The organism is Streptomyces sp. NPDC002730 (genome assembly GCF_042888805.1).
Lineage (GTDB): Bacteria > Actinomycetota > Actinomycetes > Streptomycetales > Streptomycetaceae > Streptomyces.
On record NZ_JBIAQG010000009.1, the window covers coordinates 368,426 to 388,848 of the forward strand.

Here is a 20,423-nt window from a genome sequence, read left to right on the forward strand (position 1 = left end):
CCGGGGCTCAGAGACGGATGACGACAAGAGCGGTGTCGTCGGTGTTCCCGCCGGGTGGGATCAGTTTGGACAGCAGGTAATCGGCGAGGGCATCGGCATCGGCTGTGGGATGCCGGGTGAGGCACTCGGTGAGGCGGGCGAGTCCGGTGTCGATGTCTTCACCGCGGCGTTCGGTCAGTCCATCGGTATAGAGCACGAGGGTGGCACCGTCGGTGAAGGCGGCGTCGCCCTGGGGGCGGGGGACGTGCTCAAGGCGGGCCCCGAGCGGGGGGTCGGTGGCCCGGTCGAGAAACTGGACCGTGCCGTCGGGTTGGAGCAGCGCGGGCGGCGGGTGGCCGGCGCTGCTGTAGGTAATGGTGTGGCTGTCGCAGTTGACGATGGCCTGGACCGCTGTGGTGGACTCGGCGCCCTCGATGGAGCGGGCGTACTGGTCGACGACGTCGAGCGCCGTCGCGGGTCCGTCGGCGACGCGTACGGCGGCGCTGAGGGCGCTCCGCAGCTGTCCCATGACGCCGGCTGCGGGCAGGCCGTGGCCGACGACGTCACCGACGGCGACAGCGATGCGGTCGCCGGGCAGTTCGGCCAGGTCGTACCAGTCGCCGCACACGTTCAGAGCGCCGACGGCGGGCCGGTAGCGCACCGCCGCCCGGTGATGGCCGACCGGGCGCGGTGCGGGCAGCATCGCTTCCTGCAGGGCGAGGGCGACCTGCCGTTCGCGGGCGTGTGCCTGGCGCAGTCGTTCATTGACCTCCTGCAGTTCCCGGGCGCGGGTGTATAGCTCGGCCTCCATCAGCTGATGGCGGTGCCCTGCATCTTGGCGGGAGCGGGCGCGGATGAGCTCGGTGACTTCCTCCACCCGGTGCACGATCAGTACGACCTTTCCGTCCGGATCGAGAACGGGGGCGTTGACCGGGCTCCAGTACCGCTCCTCGAACACGCCGGGCCTGTCGGGTGCCTCGACGTCGTAGCGTTGCAGCGCCATGCTGTCGCGCAAACCCGACTCCACCACCCGCAGCAGTGACGCCTTCAGGTTGCGCATGCCGGACGCGTCGGGGTCGCCGGGATTGTCGGGGAAGACGTCGAAGAGATGCATCCCGAGCAGCTGTTCCCGTGCGCGGCCTGACAAGCGCAGGTACGCCTCGTTGGCGTCGGCGTACAGCAGCTGCGGAGTGAGCAGCGCCACCGCGCTGGGCAAGGTATGGAAAACGGCCTCATAGTCGATCCCGGATTCCCGCATCATTGCTTCCCGCCTAGTGCCGCGTCGCTTCGATCTTGCGACTTTTCCACGATAGGCATCAGCGGAGATCTCACGTTGCCGACGTGGCGGGCAGCGGCTGTTCGGCCCAGATGGTCTTGCCGTCACGCGTGTACCGGGTGCCCCACCGCTCGGTGAGCTGGGCCACCAGGAAGAGTCCGCGACCGCCCTCGTCGGTGGTGCGGGCGCGCCGGAGGTGTGGCGAGGTGCTGCCGGTGTCGGACACTTCGCAGATGAGGTGGCGGTCACGGATGATTCGTAGGCCGATCGGCCCCTCCCCGTACCTGTAGGCGTTGGTAATCAGCTCGCTGACGATCAGCTCGGTGGTGAAGACCATCTCCTCCAGCCCCCACTCGGTCAGCTGGGATGCCACCAGCATGCGGGCATGAGCAGCGGCGGTGGGCTCCACGGGCAGCTCCCACGCGTCCACCTTCTCCCTGGCCAGGACGCGCGTACGGGCGAGGAGCAGTGCCACATCGTCGGCGACCTCATCGGTCGGCCGGTCGTGCAGCAACGCGTCCTCCACCGCGCTGCACGTGTCCTCCAAAGAGCGAGCGGGCAGGCTCAGCGCCCCGCACAGAGCCGCCAAACTCTCGTCGACGTCTCGCTTGTGGCCCTGGATGAGGCCGTCGGTGTAGAGGGCCAGGAGGCTGCCTTCGGCCAGTTCCAGCTCGGCGGCCTCGAACGGCAGCCCGCCCAGGCCGAGCGGCGGACCGGCAGGTAGGTCGACGAGGCGCACCTGCCCGTCCGGGTCCACCACCGCCGGCGGCGGGTGACCGGCGCGGGCCAGGGCGCAGTGCCTCGAAACCGGGTCGTAGACCGCGTACAGGCAGGTTGCGCCAATGACTTGAGGGAAATGTTCGTCCTTCGGCTCCTGCTCGGCGGCCAGGCGGTCCACGAGATCATCGAGGCGGGAGAGGACCTCGTCCGGGGCGAGGTCGAGGTTGGCCAGGGTGTGTACGGCGGTGCGCAGTCGGCCCATGGTGGCCGCCGCGTTGATACCGCGGCCGACCACGTCGCCGACGACGAGTGCGACGCGAAGCCCGGAGAGTGGAATGACATCGAACCAGTCACCACCGACGCCGGTCGTGGCGTCGGCCGGCAGGTAGCGGTGGGCGATTTCGACCGCGGGGTGACTGGGCACCTCGTGCGGGAGCAGGCTGTGCTGCAGGGTGAGTGCCGCGTCGTGCTGCTGGGTGTAGCGGCGTGCGTTGTCGATGCAGACCGCGGCGCGGGAGGCGAACTCCGCGGCGAGTGTGAGGTCGTCCTCCTCGAACGGATCGGGCCGTCGCCACCGCCACAGGCTGAGCAGACCCAGCACGAGCCCCCGCGCGACCAGCGGCACCACCATCAGCGAGGGGTTACCCAGGCTGAGGACGCGCTCAGCACGCTCCGGGTCCTTGGAGAGCCACCCGGTAACGCCTTCCTGATGCGCGTCGATGACCGGACGCCGCGCGGCCAGGCACCGCGCTTGCAGACTCGCCGGCGGGATGTGAATCGTGCGGCCCACCGGATACATCACCTCCGGCGTGTCCGGCATGGTGCTGCGGATGGCCATGCGGCGCACGGTTCCGAGTACCTCCTGGCTGGGCTCTTCGCCGCGGGCCACCGGCTCCAGCAGGTCCACGGAGACGCAGTCGGCGAGGTCCGGGACCGCAACCTCGGCCAGCTCACTCGCCGTCCTCGCCACGTCCAGCGTGGTCCCGATGCGGGCGCTGGCCTCGTTGAGAAGCGCGAGCCGATGGCGTGCCCCATACCGGTCGGTCACATCCTCGACCGTCTGCGTCACGCCGAGGATCCGTCCGGAGGGGTCCTCCATCCGGAATGCCGATATCGACACGAACAGCTCATGGTCCGGGTCCTGCCGCAGGACGCAGGGCTGCTCGGTGGAGATCGAGGACCGGCCCGTCTCCAGTACCTCCCGCAATTGGTTCACCACTGTTTCGGAGTCCCGCTGGATGAGGAAGTCGCCGGTGCGGAGCCCCCGGTGCGCCTCGACCGGTATCTGACTGAACCTCGCGATCGCCCGGTTCACCCGCAGGATGCTCAGGTCCGGGGCGAAGACGGCCAGACCGATCGGGGAGCGGCGGAACAACCCGTCGAGGACCGACCGGTCCGTCTCCCACTGGACGACCTCCTCGGCCGGCGCAGCGACGAGAAACCACTCGCAGCGGGAGTCGCCCCTCATGATCGCCCGGGCCCGGCACCCCAGCTCCACACGATGACCGTCGCGGTGCCGTACGGGCACCACCCCGAACCAGCCCCGGTCGCGTGCGCACGCCGCCACGGCGTCCAGGACGACGTCGTTCTCGCGGGGGTCGACCAGGAAACCGAGCGCCGTCCGCCCAAGGGCTTCCTCCGGCGGGTAGCCGAGCAGCGCCTCGGCCCGCTTGCTCCAGCCGACGATCGTCCCGCGGTCGTCCAGCACCGCCGAAGCCGCACGCCGCACCGCGAAGGGGTCTTCCGGTCCCTCGCTGAACGTCGTCACCGGTCTGTCCATCGCTACCAGCCTTGCACCTTCCCAGCGGGACCGCGCGAGTGGATCCGCTCGGGGTGACTCCGCACCGAGCCCCGCGGACGCAGAGTTCTGGCGAGGAGCACCGCTACATCGTCCTGGGCCGTGGAGGGCAGCAGTTGGCCGAGGACGCGGTCACAGATCTCCTCCAACGGGTGGTCGAGTTGCCGCAGCGCCTGGGCGAGTTGCTGCATGCCCTGGTCGAGGTCTCTGTCGCGGGCCTCGATGAGGCCGTCGGTGTACAGCACCAACAGGCTGCCGGGGGGCAGCGGCACCTGCTCGGTCTGGAAGTCCTGCCCACCCGCCCCCAAGGGCGTACCCGATGGGCCGTCGAGGAACGCAATCGTCCCCTGGGCGTCGGCCACGGCCGGAGGTGGATGGCCGGCTCTGGCGATCAGACAACCGCCGGCAGCCCGGTCGTGGACCGCGTACACGCACGTCGCCATTTCATTCTCACCCAGGTCGCTCACGGCGGCGTCCAGGGAACGGAGCATCTCAGCCGGTGGGATATCGTGCCGTGCCAGTGTTCGCACCGCTGTGCGCAGCTGTCCCATGACGGCCGCCGCATGGATTCCGTGCCCCATGACGTCTCCGATGACCAGCCCGGTCCTGCCGTCGGGCAGGGTGATGGCGTCGAACCAGTCGCCGCCGACCTCGTGATCGCTGGCGGGCAGGTAGCGCCCGGTGAGTTCCAGGCCGGTCACTTCCGGTAGCGCGTTGTTCGTCAGGCTGCGTTGCAGCGTGAGCGCCGCTTTTCGCTGGCTGGTGTACATGCGCGCGTTGTCGATGTTCAGCGCCGCTCGGGCGACCAGCTCGTCGATGAGCACGCAGTCCTGTTCGTCGAACGGTTCGCGGCTGCGGGCACGCGTCACCACCACGGCGCCGAGCACTTTGCCACGGGCGACCAGCGGGACCAGTCGCGCGGAGCCCAGGGTGCCGAGGTAGGTACGCAGTCGCTCGGCGCGCGGATCGGTGATCAGCGCCGGGACATCGGCCTTGTAGAGGTTCATGGGGCGCCCGTCGGCGATGACCTGCTCGTACACCGAGCCGATCGGGACCTGGAAGGTGGCGCCCACGGCCAGTCTCGCGGTGGGGGCGGACGGATCGGGGAAGGCGGCCGCCAGCCGACGCACCACGCCGTGGGTGGATGCGGCGGCCTCATCGGGGTCGAGCACTTCTTCCAGCAGTTGTACGTCGGCCGAGTCGGCCAACTGGGGCACCAGTACCTGCACCACTTCCTCGGCGGTCTGCCGCAGATCCAAGGTGGTCCCAATCTGCGTGCCCGCCTCGGCCAGCAGCGCCAGGCGCCGGCGCGCCCGGCCGGCCTCGACCTGCGCCTGCTGCCCCGCGGTGATGTCGATCAGCGAAGCGATCAGGCCCAGCCTCCGGCCGACGCCGTCGAGCAGTGGAGCATAGGAGCAGGACCAGATCCGGTCGTGATCGGGATCGGCCGGCGTGCGACCGGTGCGGCGTACGTCGACCACCGCCTTTCCGCGATCCAGAACCTGCCGCATCACCGTCTCCAGCTCCGCGGTGTTGACCCCCGGCGCGACCTCGGCCGGCCGCTTGCCGAGGTGGTCGGCGGCGGAGACGCCCTGCATCCGCGCCAGCGCGTCATTGACCCGCAGAAAGCGCAGATCGGGGCCGAGCATGGCCAGACCGATGGGGGACTGGGTGAACAGACCTTCCAGGGCCGCCAGTGAATCCCGCATGCGTAGAACCTCGGAGGTCTCCACGGCGATGGCCAGGATGCCCGCCCCTCCCTGCGGGTCCGCAGCCGGGCAGATCCACATCTCCATCGGCACGAGATGCCCGTCGCGGTGCCGCACCGGGAGGGACCCGACGACAGCCTCACCCGCCCGGACTTTCTGCATCAGCTGATCGGCCGGCTCCCAGTCGGGCTCGGGGACCAGTATCGGGATCCCGTGCCGGCCCAGCAGCTCCTCCGGCTCGTAACCGAGCAGATCCTGCGCGGCGAGCGACCACTCCACCAGGCGCCCGTCCGCATCGGCCCTCCACAGCGCGATAGGAAGCAGCTCGCGGAGCACACCCGCGTACCCGATCGCCGACAGTGGCTGATCCGGCACATCACTCGTCGACTCGTGTGTGTCCAACACAACGACCTAACCCCGGGGTGTGGGGCGCTCCGCCTGCAGGCGACTCCCTGGCGATCTACCGGCCGGGCGCTGCCGACGTATCACCGGTGCACCGTCTTCGGGTACGGCTTTTCCGGGTGCAGGTTCTATCAAATCACCCTATCCGAGGCGTGGCGTGGGTGAACGGAGCCGTGATGATCCGGGACGGGTGAGGATGCCGCGAGCTTGTCGGTCATCTCGGGCAGCAGCCGGTGAACTCTTGCTTCGACATGCTTCTATGTTGACGTTTTTCGAATCAGTCCGAAGGTTGTTGCATTGAAGAACATCGATACGGCTGACTTGGGGTCTGTCCTGGCCCCTGCCGTCGAGGAGTGAAGGTCATGAGCGAGCAGTCCGCAGCTCTGCGCGAGACCGTCCGTCGATGCCTGGGCGACTACGTCGGCTGCACGCCAGGCTCGCTCGGACAGTCCGGGCTCATCCGCCGCTGTTCTCCCGGTGGGTGAGGTTCGCGCCGGTGCGTGGGTCGAAGACATGGATCCTCGAGGTGTCCACCCACAACTCGGCCTGGCTCCCCTCGCGGACCTGCGTCCCGGTACTGAGCCGGGTGACAATCTGATGGCCGCTGGCTCCCGTCTCACTGATGCCTGAATCGGCGGCCAGCTCGTCCAGTTCCGAGGTGGCGGTCGGCTGCCAGTCCTCCTCGGTGAAGTAGGCGTAGACGTCCGAGCCCAAGGACTCCACCACATCCACGGTGGTGGTGAAGGTGGTCCCCGTCCCCAACCGGCCCGGATCGACCAGTGCGGCGTCCTCGAAGGCTTCGGGCCGCAGACCCACAATGAGGTCCCGGGACGCGTTCTGGCGCTCCAGGCTCTGGCGTACCTCGTCGGACACGGGGATCTCGCCGACGATGGTGCGCAACACGTTCTCCTCCAGGGTGGCTTGGAGGAAGTTCATGGCAGGTGAGCCGATGAACCCCGCGACGAACAGATTGCGTGGCTCGTCGTAGAGATACTGCGGGGTGCCGACCTGTTGAACGACGCCGCTGCGCATGACGACCACACGGTCCCCGAGCGTCATGGCCTCGGTCTGGTCATGGGTGACGTAGACGGTGGTGGTGCCCAGACGCTGCTGAAGTCGAGAGATCTGGGTGCGCATCTGTACCCGGAGCTTGGCGTCGAGGTTGGACAGCGGCTCGTCCATCAGGAACGCCTTGGGGTCGCGGACGATGGCGCGGCCCATGGCGACGCGCTGGCGTTGACCGCCCGAGAGGTTCGCGGGTTTGCGGTCCAGATGATTCGTCAGGTCGAGGATGCGGGCGGCCTCTTCCACCTTGCTCCTGATGGTGGTCTTGTCGACCTTGGCCAGGCGCAGGGCGAAGCCCATGTTCTCTCGCACGGTCATGTGCGGATAGAGGGCGTAACTCTGGAAGACCATGGCGATGTCGCGGTCCTTGGGCGCCTTGTCGTTGACGACCTGGTCATCGATCCGCAGGGTGCCATCGGTGATGTCCTCAAGCCCGGCGATCATGTTGAGCGTGGTGGACTTGCCGCAACCGGAGGGCCCGACCAGGATGACGAACTCCCCGTCGCCGACTGTGAGGTTGACGTCCCGCACGGCCAGGGCGCCGTCGGGAAACCGCTTGGTGATGCCCTCGAGAACGATCTCGGCCACGGTCGGTGCTCCTTGTCCTGACGGTCGGCTGCTGCCGGTCAGCCCTTGACGGCCCCGGACGTCAGTCCGGCGACGATGCGCCGCTGGAACAGCAGCACGAAGGCGATGATCGGAATGGTGATCACTACCGCCGCGGCGGCGATCGAACCGGTGGGCTGCTGGAACTGGCTGCTCCCGGTGAAGAAGGCGATCGCCGCGGGCACGGTGCGGGCCCTGGTTGTCGAGGTCAGGGAGATCGCGAACAGGAAGTCGTTCCAGCAGAAAATGAAGACGAGGATGGCGGTGGTGAACACGCCCGGCGCGGCCAGCGGCGCGATCACCAGCCGGAACGCCTGGGCGGGCGTGGCCCCGTCGACCTTGGCCGCCTTCTCCAGATCCCATGGGATCTCCCGGAAGAACGCCGACAGGGTGTAGATCGCGAGCGGGAGGGAGAAGGTCATGTACGGGATGATCAGCCCCGGCCAGGTGTCGAAGATCCCCAGAATGCGCTCGATGTTGAACAGCGGGGACACCAGCGAGATCGGCGGGAACATCGCGATCAACAGGGACATGCCGATCAGCAGCCTCTTGCCCGGGAAACGGAGCCTCGCTACGGCGTAGGCGGCCATGGTGCCCAGCACAACGGCGATCACTGTGGCGATCAGGGCGATACCGATGGAGTTGATCAGGGCCCTGGTGAACTCCGAGGTCTGGAAGATGCCGCTGTAGTTCTCCAGCGTCCACTTGTCGGGGACGAAGTTGCCGTCGGTGAGGGTGCTGGGGTCCTTGAACGACAGGGCTGCGATCCACCAGACCGGGAACAGGGCATAGGCGATCACCACGGTGTTGGCGATGGCCCAGCCGGTGAGGTGCCTCTTGCCTGCCCCGGCCATCAGCGATCCGCCTCCTGTGAGCCGGGGGCGGCAGCCCCGAAGAGTTTGATGAAGGCGAAGGCGATCAGGCCGACGCAAAGGAAGATGAGCACGGAGATTGCCGATCCGATGCCGAGGTTGAGCGCGGTGAACAGGTTGTCGTAGCCGAGGATCGACACCGAGCCGGTGCCATGAGCTCCCGAGGTCAGCACATAGATGTTGTCGAAGACCCGGAAGGCGTCCAGGGTGCGGAACAGCAGAGCCACCAGAATGGCCGGCTTCATCAGCGGCACCGTGACCAGAAGGAAGCGCTGCCAGGCGGACGCACCGTCGACCATGGCGGCGCGCAGCGTCTCTTCAGGCACGAGGGCGAGTCCGGCCAGCAGGAGAAGCGCCATGAAGGGGGTGGTCTTCCAGACCTCGGCGAGGATGATCAGCCCGATGGCCGGCCACTGCTCGGTCAGCGGGGCATCGCCGGGCGGCAGGAGTGCGGCGAGGTAGCCGGTGTCCGGGGTCCAGGCGTACTGCCAGGAGTAGGCGGCGACCACGGTGACGATGCCGTAGGGGATCAGGATCGCGGTACGCACGGTCCCGCGGCCGAAGATGGCGCGATGCATGACCAGGGCCAGCGCGAAGCCGAGGACGAGTTCCACGGTTACGGAGATGACGGTGATGAACAGGGTGACCCAGAACGCCTCCCACCAGAACTCGGAGGAGAGCACGGCCGCGTAGTTGCTCAGGCCCACGAAGCGCGCTTGACCTGGGAAGCGCAGGTCGTAGCGTTGCAGAGAAAGATAGATCGCGTAGCCGATGGGGTAGGCCGTGACGGCGAGCATCACGACCACTGCGGGCGCGCACAGCAGCCAGCCCAGCCGTCGCTCCTGCCGTGCGCCCTCGGACAACGCTCCGGTCCTGCCGGGGCCGGGGCCGGGGGCCGGAGCCGTCGAAGGAGCGGGGGTCGGGGTGTTCACGGGATCAGCCCCTTGGACTGGAGGGCGTCCTCGATCTGGTTGCCGATGTTCTCTACGTCGCTCCGGGGACTGATCGCCGATGGCGGGGAGAGCGTGTGCGAGATCGCGATGGACACGTTCTGATAGGCGGGGGTCTGGGGGCGGACGCTGGCGTTCTCCAGGGCCGAGAGCACTTCGGATGCGAACGGGTAGCTCTTGAAGAGTGCCTTGTCCGAGTAGAGCGCGCGCAGCGTGGGCGGCAGCCCGCCCTTGAGCGCCGCGGTCATCTGGTTCTGACGGTTGCGCAGGCACAGCGCGGCCTCGAACGCGAGGTCAGGGTGGCGTGAGTAGGCGCCGACGGCGAGGTCGATGCCTCCGATGGTGGGTTTCGATGGCCGGCCGGGGTCCACGCCGGGGTAGGGCGCCCAGCGGAAACTCTTGAACAGGCCGGGCTGGTTCGCCTTCATCGAGGGATAGACGAACGGGTAGTTCAGCTCGAAGGCGGCGCTGCCCGACTCCATGGCCAGGCGGTTCTGATCCTCCATCTGATTGGACAAGGAGGGGTCTGCGGCGGGTGAGGTGGCCAAGTTGTGCATGATCGTGGCCGCTTGGACCGCGGGCGGGCCGAGCGAGGGTGCAGTGGCTGTGGCGTTGAGGATGGAGCCGCCCGCGCTCTCCACGAGCGTGTTGAACCAGACCGTCAACCCCTCGTACTGGGCGCCCTGGATCTCGACGTAGTGGGGCTTGCCTTCCTTGGCGAGGTTGCGTGCCATGCCCAGCATCTCGGCCCAGGTCTTGGGGGGCTTGGGCACGAGGTCGCTTCGGTACCACAGCAACTGCGTGTTGGTGTTGTACGGGACGGCGTACAGCTCGCCCTTCCACGTCGCCGTTCGCAGCGGCACCTCGAGGGTGCCCGCGGTGGCACTCCGGCGATTGCCGCCCGTCCACGGCAGGATCCAGTTGGCCTCGGCGAACTCCGCAGCCCAGGTGACATCGAGGCCCAGGATGTCCAGAGTGTCGTCGTGGGCGGCGAGCCGGCGGACGAGCTGCTGACGCTGGCCGTCCGCGCCGCGCGGGAGCTTGTTGTACGCGATGCGGTAGCGCCCGCCCGAGGCGCGGGTGCAGTTGCTCGCTGCGCCGGCCAGGGCACCTGAATCGTCGGGAAAGTTGTACCAGTTCAGACTGACCGGGCCGGATTCTTCTGAGCCGCAGGAGGTCAGCAGTCCGGCCAGTAGGGGAAGCACGGTGAGGCACCGCAGCCGCCGTGCGGCGCCACGGCTCGTGGGTCGCGGCGATGCTTCGCCGCGCGCCCGCACCGGGGCCTGCCCGTTCGTGTGCCCCACCGCTCACCTCCCGGACCCGGCGGTCACCGGGTGCCTGGTCACCCCGCGCAGTGCCTTCGTCTCCGGAACGTAACGGGTCCCCCGCCCCGCCCAGCGCAACGCGTCGTGCGGGGGACAGGAGATCCCCCGGATGGCCAGCCGCCTTGCCTGGCGGGTCCCCCTTTCCGGGTGGCGCGCGACCTGGCCCCGGTGGGGGGATCCTGAAAGGAGGACTGCGTCGCGGCGGCGCACAGCGGCCGCGGGCGAGGAGGTGCGCCATGACTCGGACACTTGAGTGGAAGGTCCGTGTATGCCTGACCGAGGAGGACGGCACGACGAAGGCCGAGGCGGTGCTGGACACTGGCACCGCGACGCTCACCGGCCACGGGGTGGCGCACTGCAATCCCCAGGACGTGGACGTCCCCGCAATCGGCGATGAACTGGCGGCGAGCCGGGCCATGAGAGACATCGCCGGGCAGCTGATGAGGGTGGCCGATCGTGACCTGGAGGCTGTGGGCGCCGGATCGGGGAGCGGACCTATCCGGCCGCCGTACGCCTGGTCGGACATGACCTAGTAGTGCCGTTGCAGCTGGGTCGCAGGTGTAAGAGCCAGTGGATATCAGGACCTGAACAATCGTGCTTCCACGTAGAGTTCACGGCGCGGCAGCGTGGGGGCGGGGGAGACGATGAGCGGTGCGCGGGTGTGGTGGTATGCGGGTGCGTATGGAGTCCTTGCGGTGGTGGTCGCGGGCTGCACGGCACCCGCGCCTGATGTCGATCCCACGCTGAGGAAGGCTGTCCAGCCGGTCGTGCATGACGCACTGGTCGCCGGACTGGAGAAGGAGGGCGGCATACTGGCCGACTCCTCGTTGGCCTCCACGGCCCGGTGGTTCTGTGCGGAGAAGGTCGTCGAGATCCGCGAGATGGATGGCGGGGCCTTGAAGGTGGGTCTGGTCACGCGCTGCTCCGAACTGGCAGCGCGGGGCCGGACCCTTGTCGAGGGAACAGGCGTCCGCGCGCCGTGGCTGGTGGAGCTGTCCAAGGACGGGAAGGGCGGCTACCACGTACGACGCCAGGACAGTCCGCCCGACGGTGCGGGCTATGACGAGTGGATCGGCCGTTCGTTCTCGCAAGGGGGCGCGGAGGTGGTGCGGCGCGAAGACTGGGACGGTACGAGCACGCTGGAGTCGGCCGCGCGCACGCATTTCCGGCTGCCGCCGGACGCGCCGGTCACCACGCTGTGATCGCGCAGTCTGCGTCATCCCGACGACGAAGCCTCAGCACGCTGGTAGCGGAGGAGGACGACTCCGTTGCCGAAGGTCCGGGTCTCGGCGAGCCGAAGATTGATCTTGGCGTTCGATGGCTGGAACAGGGGCTTGCCCCGTCCAATGAGGATCGGATGAACGTAGAGCCGGTACTCGTCGATCAGATCGTGCTGCATGAAGGTCGCGGCGAGGTCGGCACCACCAAGCCCGAGATCTCCGCCCGGCTGCGCCTTGAGCGCCATGACCTCCTCGACGACGACGTCGCGCACGATGGTGGTGTTCCAGTCGGCCCGCTCCAGGGTCCGGGAATACGCGATCTTGGGCATGTCCCGCCAGATACCGGCAAACTCCGCCACCGGCCGGGTACTTGAGGGGTCTGAGTCGGCGGTTGGCCAGAACCCGGCCATGAGCTCATGGGTGACACGTCCGTCGAGGAAGGCGCCCATCACCTTGAGCTGCTCGTTGAAGTGGCTGTGCAGCTCGTCGTCGACCATGTGCCATGTGCCCGAGGTGTTGATACGCGTTTTGGGGCGCGATCACCTGTGTCTGCCGCGCTACTTCGTGTCGAACGCCTGGCCGGGGCGGCAGAGGGTTCATGGTGGGTCCGGAGAAAGAACAGCCACGGTGGTTCCGGAGACATACCCACTTGCCGGGACGGCCCAGGATCAAGGATCGATGCATGAACAGCTCGGATTTGCTGGCGGATGCGTTCGAGCGTGTCCGGGAGGCAGTACACGCGGCGGTCGACGGGCTTTCACCGGATGACCTCAACGTCCGGCTGGATGCCGACGCGAATTCGATCGCCTGGCTCGTATGGCATCTGTCGCGCATCCAGGACGATCACGTGGCTGATGCAGCCGCATGGGAGCAGGTGTGGTTCTCCCAGGACTGGGCGGACCGTTTCGAGCTGCCCTTCACCAAGAGGGCGACCGGGTTCGGCCACTCCAGCAAGCAGGTCGCCGCGGTACAGGTCCAGTCCGCCGAGCTGCTGCTCGGCTATTACGACGCCGTTCACGAGCAGACCATGCGATTCGTGCGCGGGCTCGACGACGCAGCGCTCGACAGAGTCGTGGACGAGTCCTGGTCCCCGCCGGTCACTCTGGGCGTCCGTCTGATCAGCGTTATCGCCGACGACCTGCAGCACGTCGGCCAGGCAGCATTTGTCCGAGGCTCCCTCGAGCGCCGTTGACGTGCTCCCCGGCTGGAAGTTGTCCACCGGGAATTCCTGATCGTCGGGGCTCGCTTCTGTTCGGCAGGTTTGGAGTCCTTGCCGATTGGTCACCCGAGAGGCATCGGCAGGGCTGTAAAGACGCCGGCGATGGCCGGCGCGGCTGCCTGCCCGCAGAGACGGCACGATGTACGGAGCCGAGCATGGGTGAAATGGACGCAGTCGAGAACGAGGCTCTGTGGGATGAGTTTCACCAATTGGTGAACATGACCTCCCAGGAACTGAGCGCATGGCTCAAAACCCGCGAGGCGGCCGAGAGCGCGGAAACCTTGCCGACGGGCGCCGACGTCGAGGCGGGCCGGCATGTGCTGTCGATTCTGTTGAAGCGGCGTGCCGACCTCACTGACGACGACGTACGGGTCATGCACCAAGTCGTGGAAGCCGTCGAAACGGAGCAGGAGCGGGTACGTGATGCCGGGGACGTTCAGGCGCGTCACAGCCTCATGACCCTCGGGCACGATCCGCTCAAGCCCTGAAAGAGGCGGAACGGCGGGGTTGACGCCAAAAGCAGTGCTGGACCTGACGCGGTGGGTACCGCCTCAGGTCCAGCCCTTGAGCGATCCCGGCTTACCGTCCGGACTTCTTCGCCCGGTCGGCAGCCTTTTCGGCGACTTCCTGGGTCTTGCCCGTGATCTGCTCGCCGCGGCCCTCCGCCTGCATGCTCAGGTCGTCAGTGGCCTTGCCGACGGTTTCCTTCATCTTTCCCTTGGCCTGCTTTGCCTTCGCCTTTGCCTTGCTCATGACGGTTGCCCTTTCATGTGGGGAGTGGGCTGGCATGCCCATCTTGCGCCCATCACCCAGAGTGCGCATGTGGGTGCCTATTGGTCATTCTGTTGCTTACGGTAACCATCCGGCTCTCTCCAGGGTGCTGCCGCTTCACTTGCCGAACTCCGGGATGAACGTCGAAGAGAAAGCCTTCAGATCGGCGGGTTTACGGCTCGTGATCAGGGTGGCGGGGGCGGCACGACAGACCTCGACCTCCTCGTCGACCCACGTGCCGCCCGCGTTGCGGATGTCGGTCTGCGGGCTGGGCCAAGAGGTCAGCGTCCTCCCGCGCACCACATCGGCCTCCACCAGCGTCCAGGGGGCGTGACAGATCGCCGCCACCGGCTTGGCCAGGTCAAAGAACAGCCTGACGAATGCGACAGCCGATTTGTTCATGCGCAGTGCATCCGGATTGGCGACGCCTCCGGGAAGCACCAACCCGGCATAGTCCTCTGCATTGCTCTCCGCGACCGTCCGGTCAACGGGGAAGGTGTCGGCCTTGTCGAGGTGATGGAAAGCCTGCACGCGTCCGGACTTTGTCGAGAGTAGTTCCGGCTCACCACCGGCGTCTACGACAGCTTGCCAGGGGTCGGTCAGTTCGACCTGTTCCGCACCCTCGGGAGCCATGAGAAACGCCACTCGCACGGGACTCACGTCCTTTCCGTCGATGCGCGGCGATAAGTACCCGTCCATCTCAACCGCGAGTGCCCACATTGCCGCGGCATATCCCAAACTTTCAGAACCCGCCTTCCGGGCGGGCCGCTGGGAGACCGGAACCAGACCAGGATGCGGGTGTCCGAGACCGTGTCCAGCGTGATGAGACGTGCTATTTCCACTTGGTGGGCAATCCAACGAATGCGATTCGTCCCGCGCCCGCACGAGGTGTGCCTCATGAGTGCCAGGCAGCTACTTTCCGTCATAAGCACCGGGGGCGTTTCGCATCCCCGCCATCGGTTATCCGAGCCGCAGTACCGGGGCGCCGCCTCAGAGAGCGGGGCGGGACCTAGTCATGGGCGGCGCGGCGCTGGCCCATGGCGCCACCGCGCTCTACGTCATCCCCCGGTTCCGGGCGCCTCACGAGATTCCAGTGGCCGGGTGGCGGGTCCGTGCAGGACCGAACCGTCCGTCGCGAAGCGGGAGCCGTGGCAGGGGCATTCCCAGACCCGCTCGGCATCGTTGAACCGCACCAGGCAGCCGAGGTGAGTACAGCGGGCGGAGAGCACGCTGACGTGGCCCGACTCGTCGCGGTACACGGCGCAGCGTCTTCCCTCCAGTCGTACGACCGCTCCGCTGCCGGGCGGGATGTCGTTCACCGAGTCGACGTGGCTGGTGTGCAAGCGGTCGCCGACAAAGTGCCGGGCGGCAGAAGCCTGGAACTTCACCAGCTCCGCCGTCTCGCTCACCCGAGGCAGCCTCCTCGGGTCGTAGAGGTCGGTCCAGGCAGGTCGGCCCACGCCTGCGATGTGGGCCGCGAGCAGGCGGCCGGCCATCACCCCGTTGCTCATGCCCCAGCCGCCGAAGCCGGTGGCCACATAGACGTGCTGGGTGCCCGGGTGGGCGTGTCCGACGTACGGCAGGTGATCGCTCGAGTCGTTGTCCTGCGCCGCCCAGCGGTAGGCGTTGTCGGCCTCTGCGAAGCCGGGCATCCGCTCGCGCGCCCAGGAGTCGAGGCGCGCGAACCGTTGCCGTACGTCTCCGGCCCCCGGCTCGAACGATTCACCGGTGACGATGAGCAGCCGGCGTCCTTCGTCGTAGGGCGCGCTGCGCACCGAACGGACCCTGTCCTCGGGACTCATGTACATGCCCGTGGGCGCGGCATCGGACGGTACCGGCGCGGCGATCACCAGTTCCCGACGGGGCTTGAGCCGGGTGAAGAGGAGGGTGCGGTCGAATACCGGGTAATGCGTCGCGATGACGGCATCGCGCGCCTGGACCGTCACTCCGCCCTCCGTCGACAGTCGGCAGCGGCTGCCGTCGTGGAGTGCGGTGACACGGCTGCGTTCGTGAATGCGGCCGCCCGCGGCGACGAACTTCTCGGCCAGGGCGAGCAGAAACTTCCGCGGATGGAACTGCAGCTGGCCCTCGACGCGCACCGCGCCGGAGACCGGGAAGGGCAGTTCCGTCTCGGTCACGAAGGAAGCGTCGAGTCCCGCCCTGCGGGCGGCCTCCGCCTCGTCCCTGATCTCGCCCGCGCGTTTCGAATCCTCTGCGTATGTGTAGGCAGGGGCGCGCTCCAGGTCGGCATCGATGCCCAGCTGGGCACAGAGAGTCGCTGTCCGCTCGACCGCGTCCTGCTGCGAGAGCGCATACAACCCGGCGTTGTCCGCGCCGTGCTTTGCCTCCAGCCGCGCGTAGGCCAGACCGTGCAGGGACGTCAGTTTGGCTGTGGTGTACCCGGTCACTCCGGCGGCGATCCGGTCCGCCTCCAGGACGACGACGTCCAGGCCTGCCCGGACCAGTTCCCATGCGGTGCACAGGCCGGCGATGCCCCCGCCGATGACGGCGACCTCGGCGGTCAAATCTGTGCCGGCGGGTGGGTAGCCGGTACCGGGGGTGGTGACCATCCAGTACGACTCGTCGGTCGTTGGGCGTTCCGCAGCCATGATTGCCGACTTCCCTTTCTGCCCTTTGGCCAACGGCGTCGTGCGTGAACGGACTTCCAGTGGCCGAGTTCGCCGAGGGCGCGACGTACGGCGCCACTCACTCGGTCCTCGCGCGGGCGCCTTCCCGTGTCCTGCCGGGCGCCACGGGGTGGTCGGAATGGCGCTTCAGGTACTCGGCTTCCAGTTCCGTCATGCGGATGCTGTGCGCTACCAGCGCGTTCTGTGAGCCGTGCAGCAACGTGTCGTGCCGCGTGCGGTGAATGGTCTCCAGCTCCCGCAGTAGCTGCTGGTCGTCGAGATCTGCCGGCCCCACACCCCTGTGCCTGCCTCCAGCGTCGCTCATCGGACTTCCTTCCGTCTGTACTTCGTCCAGTACCTGCTACCCGCTGGGGAAGCAACTACGTGATGCCGTCGATTCGGGCAGGGGCGCAGGGGTCGCAGCGCTCCAGATACTGCGTTACGTCGCCCGCCGGAGCCGGCCGCGGGGACCGTTCCCTTGCGCCGCACCAGGAACCGGTCCTCGGCCATCTCTTCCACTCTGGCCCCACGGGCAGGCTTTGGCACGCGAGCCGACACGGGGCCGCGACGGTCGGTGGGCGAGTACGGCGCATTTGGTGAGGATCTACTCGTAGGCCTCAGCCCGGTGGCCGGGGTAACCCGGCTGACCAGCGGCCGGCCGGAGGCAGCGCTGTGGAGGGCGGACGCGTGCGGCAACAGAGCGCAGAGGTGCGGGGCAGTGCCTGGCCGCTCCCGCCGGATCGCACTCAGGCGATCCTGGAAGCCACCAAGCATGTGGCCGCCACACTCAAGAGCGGCGGGCACTCGTTCGCTCTGGCCGGCAGCGTGGCCGCCTACGCTCACGGCGTGCCGGTCAGCCTCCAGCACGACACCGACTTCTGCATTCTGCGCGAAGACGCGGCCGTGGTGACCGAGGCGCTGGAGAACGCTGAGGTGGAGGTGCGGACCCCGCCGGAGGACTGGCTGATCAAGGCCCGCAGCCATGGTGAGGAAATCGACCTGATCTTCGAGCTGGCACAACAGCCGGTGACTCCAGAGCTGCTCGGCCGGGCCGAGACCCTGCCGGTGGACTCGGTGCGCATGCCTGTTCTGTCGCCCACCGACCTCGTCAGTAGTCTGCTCGCCGCCTTCTCCGAGCACCACTGTGACTTCGGAGCCGTACTCCCCATCGCCCGGGGCCTGCGCGAGAAGATCGACTGGGACCGAGTGCGCGGCGAGCACCGGGATTCGCCGATGCCCGAGGCGTTTCTCTACCTCCTCGAGCGTCTGGAGATCATCCAACAGCGGGGAGCAAAGCCATGACTCATGGCGACACCGCCGAGTACCGCATCGCACACCTGAAAGACCGGCTGGCGAGCGGGCCGACCGCGGAGATGGGTCTACGGATCGAGTTGCGCGGCGACACCGTCCTGCTGTCCGGCACAGTCTCGAGCCCCGCGTGCCGGGACGAGATACTGCGTGTCGCGCGAGAGGTGCTCCAGGGGCTCTCATTGCGGGAGGACTTGGTGGTGGTGTCCACGACCGCACCCGACCATCCTGAGGAGCTCTCGTGATCCGAGTAGCGGCAGTCGGCGACATCCATATGGGACCCGACGGTGCGGGGACGCTCCGGCCGGCCTTCGACACTCTGGGCGAGTGCGCCGACGTACTACCGCTCGCCGGTGATCTGACCCGGCACGGGACGGTCGACGAGGCAGAGGTGGTCGCCGGGGAGGTGGCCGGCCTGGACGTGCCGGTGGTGGCGGTTCTCGGCAACCACGACTACAACAACGACCAGCAGGCCGAGGTGACGGTGCTGCTCGGTGGGGCCGGCGTGACCGTTCTGGAGAGCGAGTGCGCCGTGCTGGACGTCGGCGGCGTGCGGGTGGGGGTCGCCGGTACGAAGGGTTTCGGCGGCGGGTTCGCCGGACGCAGCGGCGGCGAGTTCGGTGAGCTCGAGATGAAGGCGTTCATGCGTCGCAGCAGGCTTTGCGCTGATGGCCTTCGACGGTCGCTGGAGGAGCTCAAGGGGCGCGACTGCGCCGTACGGATCGCGCTGACGCATTTCGCACCCGTCCCGGACACCCTTGCTGGGGAGCCGCCGGAGATCTTTCCCTTCCTGGGCAGCTACCTGCTGGCCGAGGCCGTGGACGAAGCCGGAGCCGACCTTGCTGTTCACGGCCATGCGCACCTGGGCAGCGAGCATGGGATGACCAGCGGCGGGGTGCGCGTGCGCAATGTCGCCCAGCCGGTGATCGGACGCGCCTTCGCCGTCTACCACCTGCCCGTGCACGCGGGCCGAGACGGCGCGGCGGGCTCGGCGGGGAGGCCGGACACCGCCATGCTCGGCTGAGGCAGCGCCAAGAGGGCACATCATGCGTGTCGGAATGTGGTTCCCGCCTGCTGGAGGCGCAGTTCCTCGAGCGTCCGCAGCTGACGCCCCGCACGCTCAAGGAGGGTGTCCAGCATCTGCGACTCCAACCGCGGCTCGCTGTCAGCCACCCGCCGCAGCGTCTTCCATGCCGCCGCCTTGCCCTCCACGCCCAGTCGCAGCATCTCCAGTTCCAGCAGGGAGCTGAGCGGCGAACGACGCACAAGGCGGCCGTTGGTCTTGAGGCGGGCGGCCTTTTCGGCCAGCCAGCCCGCAACGACCTTGTGACGGCGGACCGGGAGGTCGAGCCTGCTCATGATCTCCAGCAGAGACGCACGGTCCTGGCCAATCTCTGCCGCAATGGGCCCCAAGGCCGTGGAGACTGTCGGATCCTCGTGAGTCTTCGCCATGCGACGGGCCAGATCGGTGCCGGCGAAAGAGCCCGCAAGATGGTCGTTGAGGTAGATGCCGAGCAGGTGCGATCGTTCGTCCACGACGTTCTTCCCTCCTTGCGTATTCACGTCCGGGATGCCGGTGTCCGCGTCGACGGGACGCTCTGCGGGGGGCGTAGCCGTGTTGATCGCTGCGACGAGAGCTCGGACCGAGCAGGTAGGGGCCGACGCCGGCCGGCGCACCGGGTGGCCCGGAGAATGACACGTCGACCATCGTCACCGGTGTGAGCAAACCGGTGACATCGCCGCTCCGGGGAGCAGCGCGCCGCAATCAGGCTGGTCTCTGGGTAACCCTGGTGGCGAATGTGGCAACCGGGCCGTATTCGCTGTCAGATGCTCTCGGTTACCGGAACTACGCGAGCGCCCCCGTAGGCGCGGTCTTCTACCAGTAGTGTCGCCGCCCGCCGACCGCGTGCCCGACCGACCCCAAGATCCAGAAGATTGCCCCGATCACGACCAGGATGATCCCGATGGTCCAAAGGATGCTGATACCGGTCACGAACCCGATGACGAGCAGAATGACGCCCAGAGCGATCACGGTGACCTCCCGATTCGCCTAAAGATCTCCAAATCACTCTGCTCCTCGGCTGTCGAGGCGGCAACCGCTCCCGGATCCGACAGCCGCGCGCTACGCGACCCGCGCATCACCCTGCAGCCGCGTGGCAGGCCCCCGGTGCTACGCACGGGGGCGCAGCGGCCACGCCGACGGCTCAGCACAAGATGCGCCGTTCCTGTTAGCGATGAGACTTGTTGCTATGGCAGAACAGCGGCGCACGCGGGAGCGGCCCTCGGCAAAGACGTCGGGCCGCCGAGCCTCCTCCACCCGGGGGCCGGAGCAGGCTGGCCGCGATGCCTGCCAGCGGCTGGAGGGGCTGATCAGCCATCCCGTAGAGGGCGTGTCGGCAGTACGACACACGGACGACGGATGGTGCGTCGTCGTTGACGTCCTTGAGGTGGCTCGAATTCCGGACACAACGAGTTTGCTCGCCTCGTACGAGGTGCAACTCGATCAGGGCGGTGAGCTCTTGGAGTACCGCAGGGTCCGCCGCTATCGAAGGGGCTCCGCCGACGAGTGATCTGCG

Annotated in this window: 21 protein-coding genes and 1 pseudogene; 8 read left to right on the forward strand and 14 right to left on the reverse strand. The window is 67.8% G+C overall.

All coding sequences use genetic code 11. From position 1 onward, the window contains the following. Positions 1-7: 7 nt before the first annotated feature. The 7 genes from ACFYXH_RS24360 to ACFYXH_RS24390 all read right to left on the reverse strand — a co-directional run bounded on the left by ACFYXH_RS24360 (position 8) and on the right by ACFYXH_RS24390 (position 10,582). Positions 8-1,237 (reverse strand): PP2C family protein-serine/threonine phosphatase, encoded by a 1,230-nt coding sequence (locus tag ACFYXH_RS24360; RefSeq protein ID WP_389566583.1) that lies wholly within the window; start codon positions 1,235-1,237, stop codon positions 8-10. Positions 1,238-1,307: 70 nt separating this feature from the next. Continuing rightward, on the reverse strand, positions 1,308-3,755 hold the full coding sequence (locus tag ACFYXH_RS24365; protein ID WP_389566586.1) for a SpoIIE family protein phosphatase: 2,448 nt from the start codon (positions 3,753-3,755) through the stop codon (positions 1,308-1,310). 2 nt (positions 3,756-3,757) lie between these two features. Then, positions 3,758-5,884, reverse strand: coding sequence for a SpoIIE family protein phosphatase (locus tag ACFYXH_RS24370; RefSeq protein ID WP_389566812.1), 2,127 nt, complete (start codon positions 5,882-5,884; stop codon positions 3,758-3,760). A 456-nt stretch (positions 5,885-6,340) separates the two neighbouring features. Next, positions 6,341-7,537, reverse strand: coding sequence for an ABC transporter ATP-binding protein (locus tag ACFYXH_RS24375; protein WP_389566590.1), 1,197 nt, complete (start codon positions 7,535-7,537; stop codon positions 6,341-6,343). 38 nt (positions 7,538-7,575) lie between these two features. Further along, positions 7,576-8,409 (reverse strand): carbohydrate ABC transporter permease, encoded by an 834-nt coding sequence (locus ACFYXH_RS24380; RefSeq protein ID WP_389566593.1) that lies wholly within the window; start codon positions 8,407-8,409, stop codon positions 7,576-7,578. Continuing rightward, complete coding sequence (locus ACFYXH_RS24385) at positions 8,409-9,290, reverse strand: carbohydrate ABC transporter permease (RefSeq protein ID WP_389566814.1); 882 nt, start codon at positions 9,288-9,290, stop codon at positions 8,409-8,411. The genes ACFYXH_RS24380 and ACFYXH_RS24385 overlap by 1 nt, the downstream gene beginning before the upstream one ends. Positions 9,291-9,355: 65 nt before the next feature. After that, entirely contained in the window at positions 9,356-10,582 is a 1,227-nt protein-coding gene (locus tag ACFYXH_RS24390) for an ABC transporter substrate-binding protein (RefSeq protein WP_389566595.1), read from the reverse strand. 356 nt (positions 10,583-10,938) lie between these two features. Between ACFYXH_RS24390 and ACFYXH_RS24395 the strand changes: the two genes are divergently transcribed. Beyond that, positions 10,939-11,235, forward strand: coding sequence for a DUF1876 domain-containing protein (locus ACFYXH_RS24395; protein WP_389566598.1), 297 nt, complete (start codon positions 10,939-10,941; stop codon positions 11,233-11,235). A gap of 111 nt (positions 11,236-11,346) precedes the next feature. Continuing rightward, on the forward strand, positions 11,347-11,904 hold the full coding sequence (locus tag ACFYXH_RS24400) for a hypothetical protein (protein WP_389566601.1): 558 nt from the start codon (positions 11,347-11,349) through the stop codon (positions 11,902-11,904). Between the two features lie 14 nt (positions 11,905-11,918). Here the strand turns inward: ACFYXH_RS24400 and ACFYXH_RS24405 are convergent. After that, positions 11,919-12,425 (reverse strand): annotated as a pseudogene (locus tag ACFYXH_RS24405) (dihydrofolate reductase family protein); the annotation flags it as partial. Between the two features lie 179 nt (positions 12,426-12,604). Between ACFYXH_RS24405 and ACFYXH_RS24410 the strand changes: the two are divergent. Next, positions 12,605-13,114, forward strand: a complete 510-nt coding sequence (locus ACFYXH_RS24410) for a DUF664 domain-containing protein (RefSeq protein WP_389566604.1) — start codon at positions 12,605-12,607, stop codon at positions 13,112-13,114. A gap of 182 nt (positions 13,115-13,296) precedes the next feature. Beyond that, complete coding sequence (locus ACFYXH_RS24415; protein WP_389566606.1) at positions 13,297-13,629, forward strand: DUF3140 domain-containing protein; 333 nt, start codon at positions 13,297-13,299, stop codon at positions 13,627-13,629. 91 nt (positions 13,630-13,720) lie between these two features. On the opposite strand, the gene ACFYXH_RS24420 is transcribed toward ACFYXH_RS24415, so the two are convergent. The 4 genes from ACFYXH_RS24420 to ACFYXH_RS24435 form a co-directional block, all read right to left on the reverse strand. Further along, entirely contained in the window at positions 13,721-13,894 is a 174-nt protein-coding gene (locus tag ACFYXH_RS24420; RefSeq protein WP_389566609.1) for a CsbD family protein, read from the reverse strand. 135 nt (positions 13,895-14,029) lie between these two features. Beyond that, positions 14,030-14,563 carry a type 1 glutamine amidotransferase domain-containing protein gene (locus ACFYXH_RS24425; protein ID WP_389566817.1) on the reverse strand — a complete coding sequence of 178 codons (534 nt, stop codon included), beginning with the start codon at positions 14,561-14,563 and terminating at the stop codon, positions 14,030-14,032. A gap of 407 nt (positions 14,564-14,970) precedes the next feature. Then, the gene (locus tag ACFYXH_RS24430) at positions 14,971-16,521 is read right to left on the reverse strand and encodes an FAD-dependent oxidoreductase (protein WP_389566611.1); all 1,551 of its coding nucleotides are present in this window, start codon (positions 16,519-16,521) and stop codon (positions 14,971-14,973) included. A 97-nt stretch (positions 16,522-16,618) separates the two neighbouring features. Beyond that, complete coding sequence (locus ACFYXH_RS24435; RefSeq protein WP_389566614.1) at positions 16,619-16,864, reverse strand: DUF6158 family protein; 246 nt, start codon at positions 16,862-16,864, stop codon at positions 16,619-16,621. 347 nt (positions 16,865-17,211) lie between these two features. On the opposite strand from ACFYXH_RS24435, the gene ACFYXH_RS24440 reads away from it, so the two are divergent. Genes ACFYXH_RS24440 through ACFYXH_RS24450 form a run of 3 tightly spaced genes read left to right on the forward strand, consistent with a single transcriptional unit; the run spans position 17,212 to position 18,871 of the window. After that, a complete protein-coding gene (locus ACFYXH_RS24440) occupies positions 17,212-17,841 on the forward strand; it encodes a hypothetical protein (RefSeq protein WP_389566616.1) in 630 nt (209 codons plus the stop codon). Further along, positions 17,838-18,092 (forward strand): hypothetical protein, encoded by a 255-nt coding sequence (locus ACFYXH_RS24445; RefSeq protein ID WP_389566619.1) that lies wholly within the window; start codon positions 17,838-17,840, stop codon positions 18,090-18,092. Before ACFYXH_RS24440 ends, ACFYXH_RS24445 begins: the two co-directional genes overlap by 4 nt. Next, a complete protein-coding gene (locus ACFYXH_RS24450) occupies positions 18,089-18,871 on the forward strand; it encodes a metallophosphoesterase (protein WP_389566622.1) in 783 nt (260 codons plus the stop codon). Before ACFYXH_RS24445 ends, ACFYXH_RS24450 begins: the two co-directional genes overlap by 4 nt. A gap of 20 nt (positions 18,872-18,891) precedes the next feature. Here ACFYXH_RS24450 and ACFYXH_RS24455 read toward each other — a convergent pair whose 3' ends face one another. Together ACFYXH_RS24455 and ACFYXH_RS24460 are read right to left on the reverse strand one after the other, a co-directional pair. Beyond that, complete coding sequence (locus ACFYXH_RS24455) at positions 18,892-19,383, reverse strand: hypothetical protein (protein WP_389566625.1); 492 nt, start codon at positions 19,381-19,383, stop codon at positions 18,892-18,894. A 340-nt stretch (positions 19,384-19,723) separates the two neighbouring features. After that, positions 19,724-19,879, reverse strand: a complete 156-nt coding sequence (locus ACFYXH_RS24460) for a DUF6131 family protein (RefSeq protein ID WP_389566627.1) — start codon at positions 19,877-19,879, stop codon at positions 19,724-19,726. A 217-nt stretch (positions 19,880-20,096) separates the two neighbouring features. Between ACFYXH_RS24460 and ACFYXH_RS24465 the strand changes: the two genes are divergently transcribed. Further along, positions 20,097-20,417, forward strand: coding sequence for a gas vesicle protein (locus ACFYXH_RS24465; RefSeq protein WP_389566630.1), 321 nt, complete (start codon positions 20,097-20,099; stop codon positions 20,415-20,417). Positions 20,418-20,423: the final 6 nt, after the last annotated feature.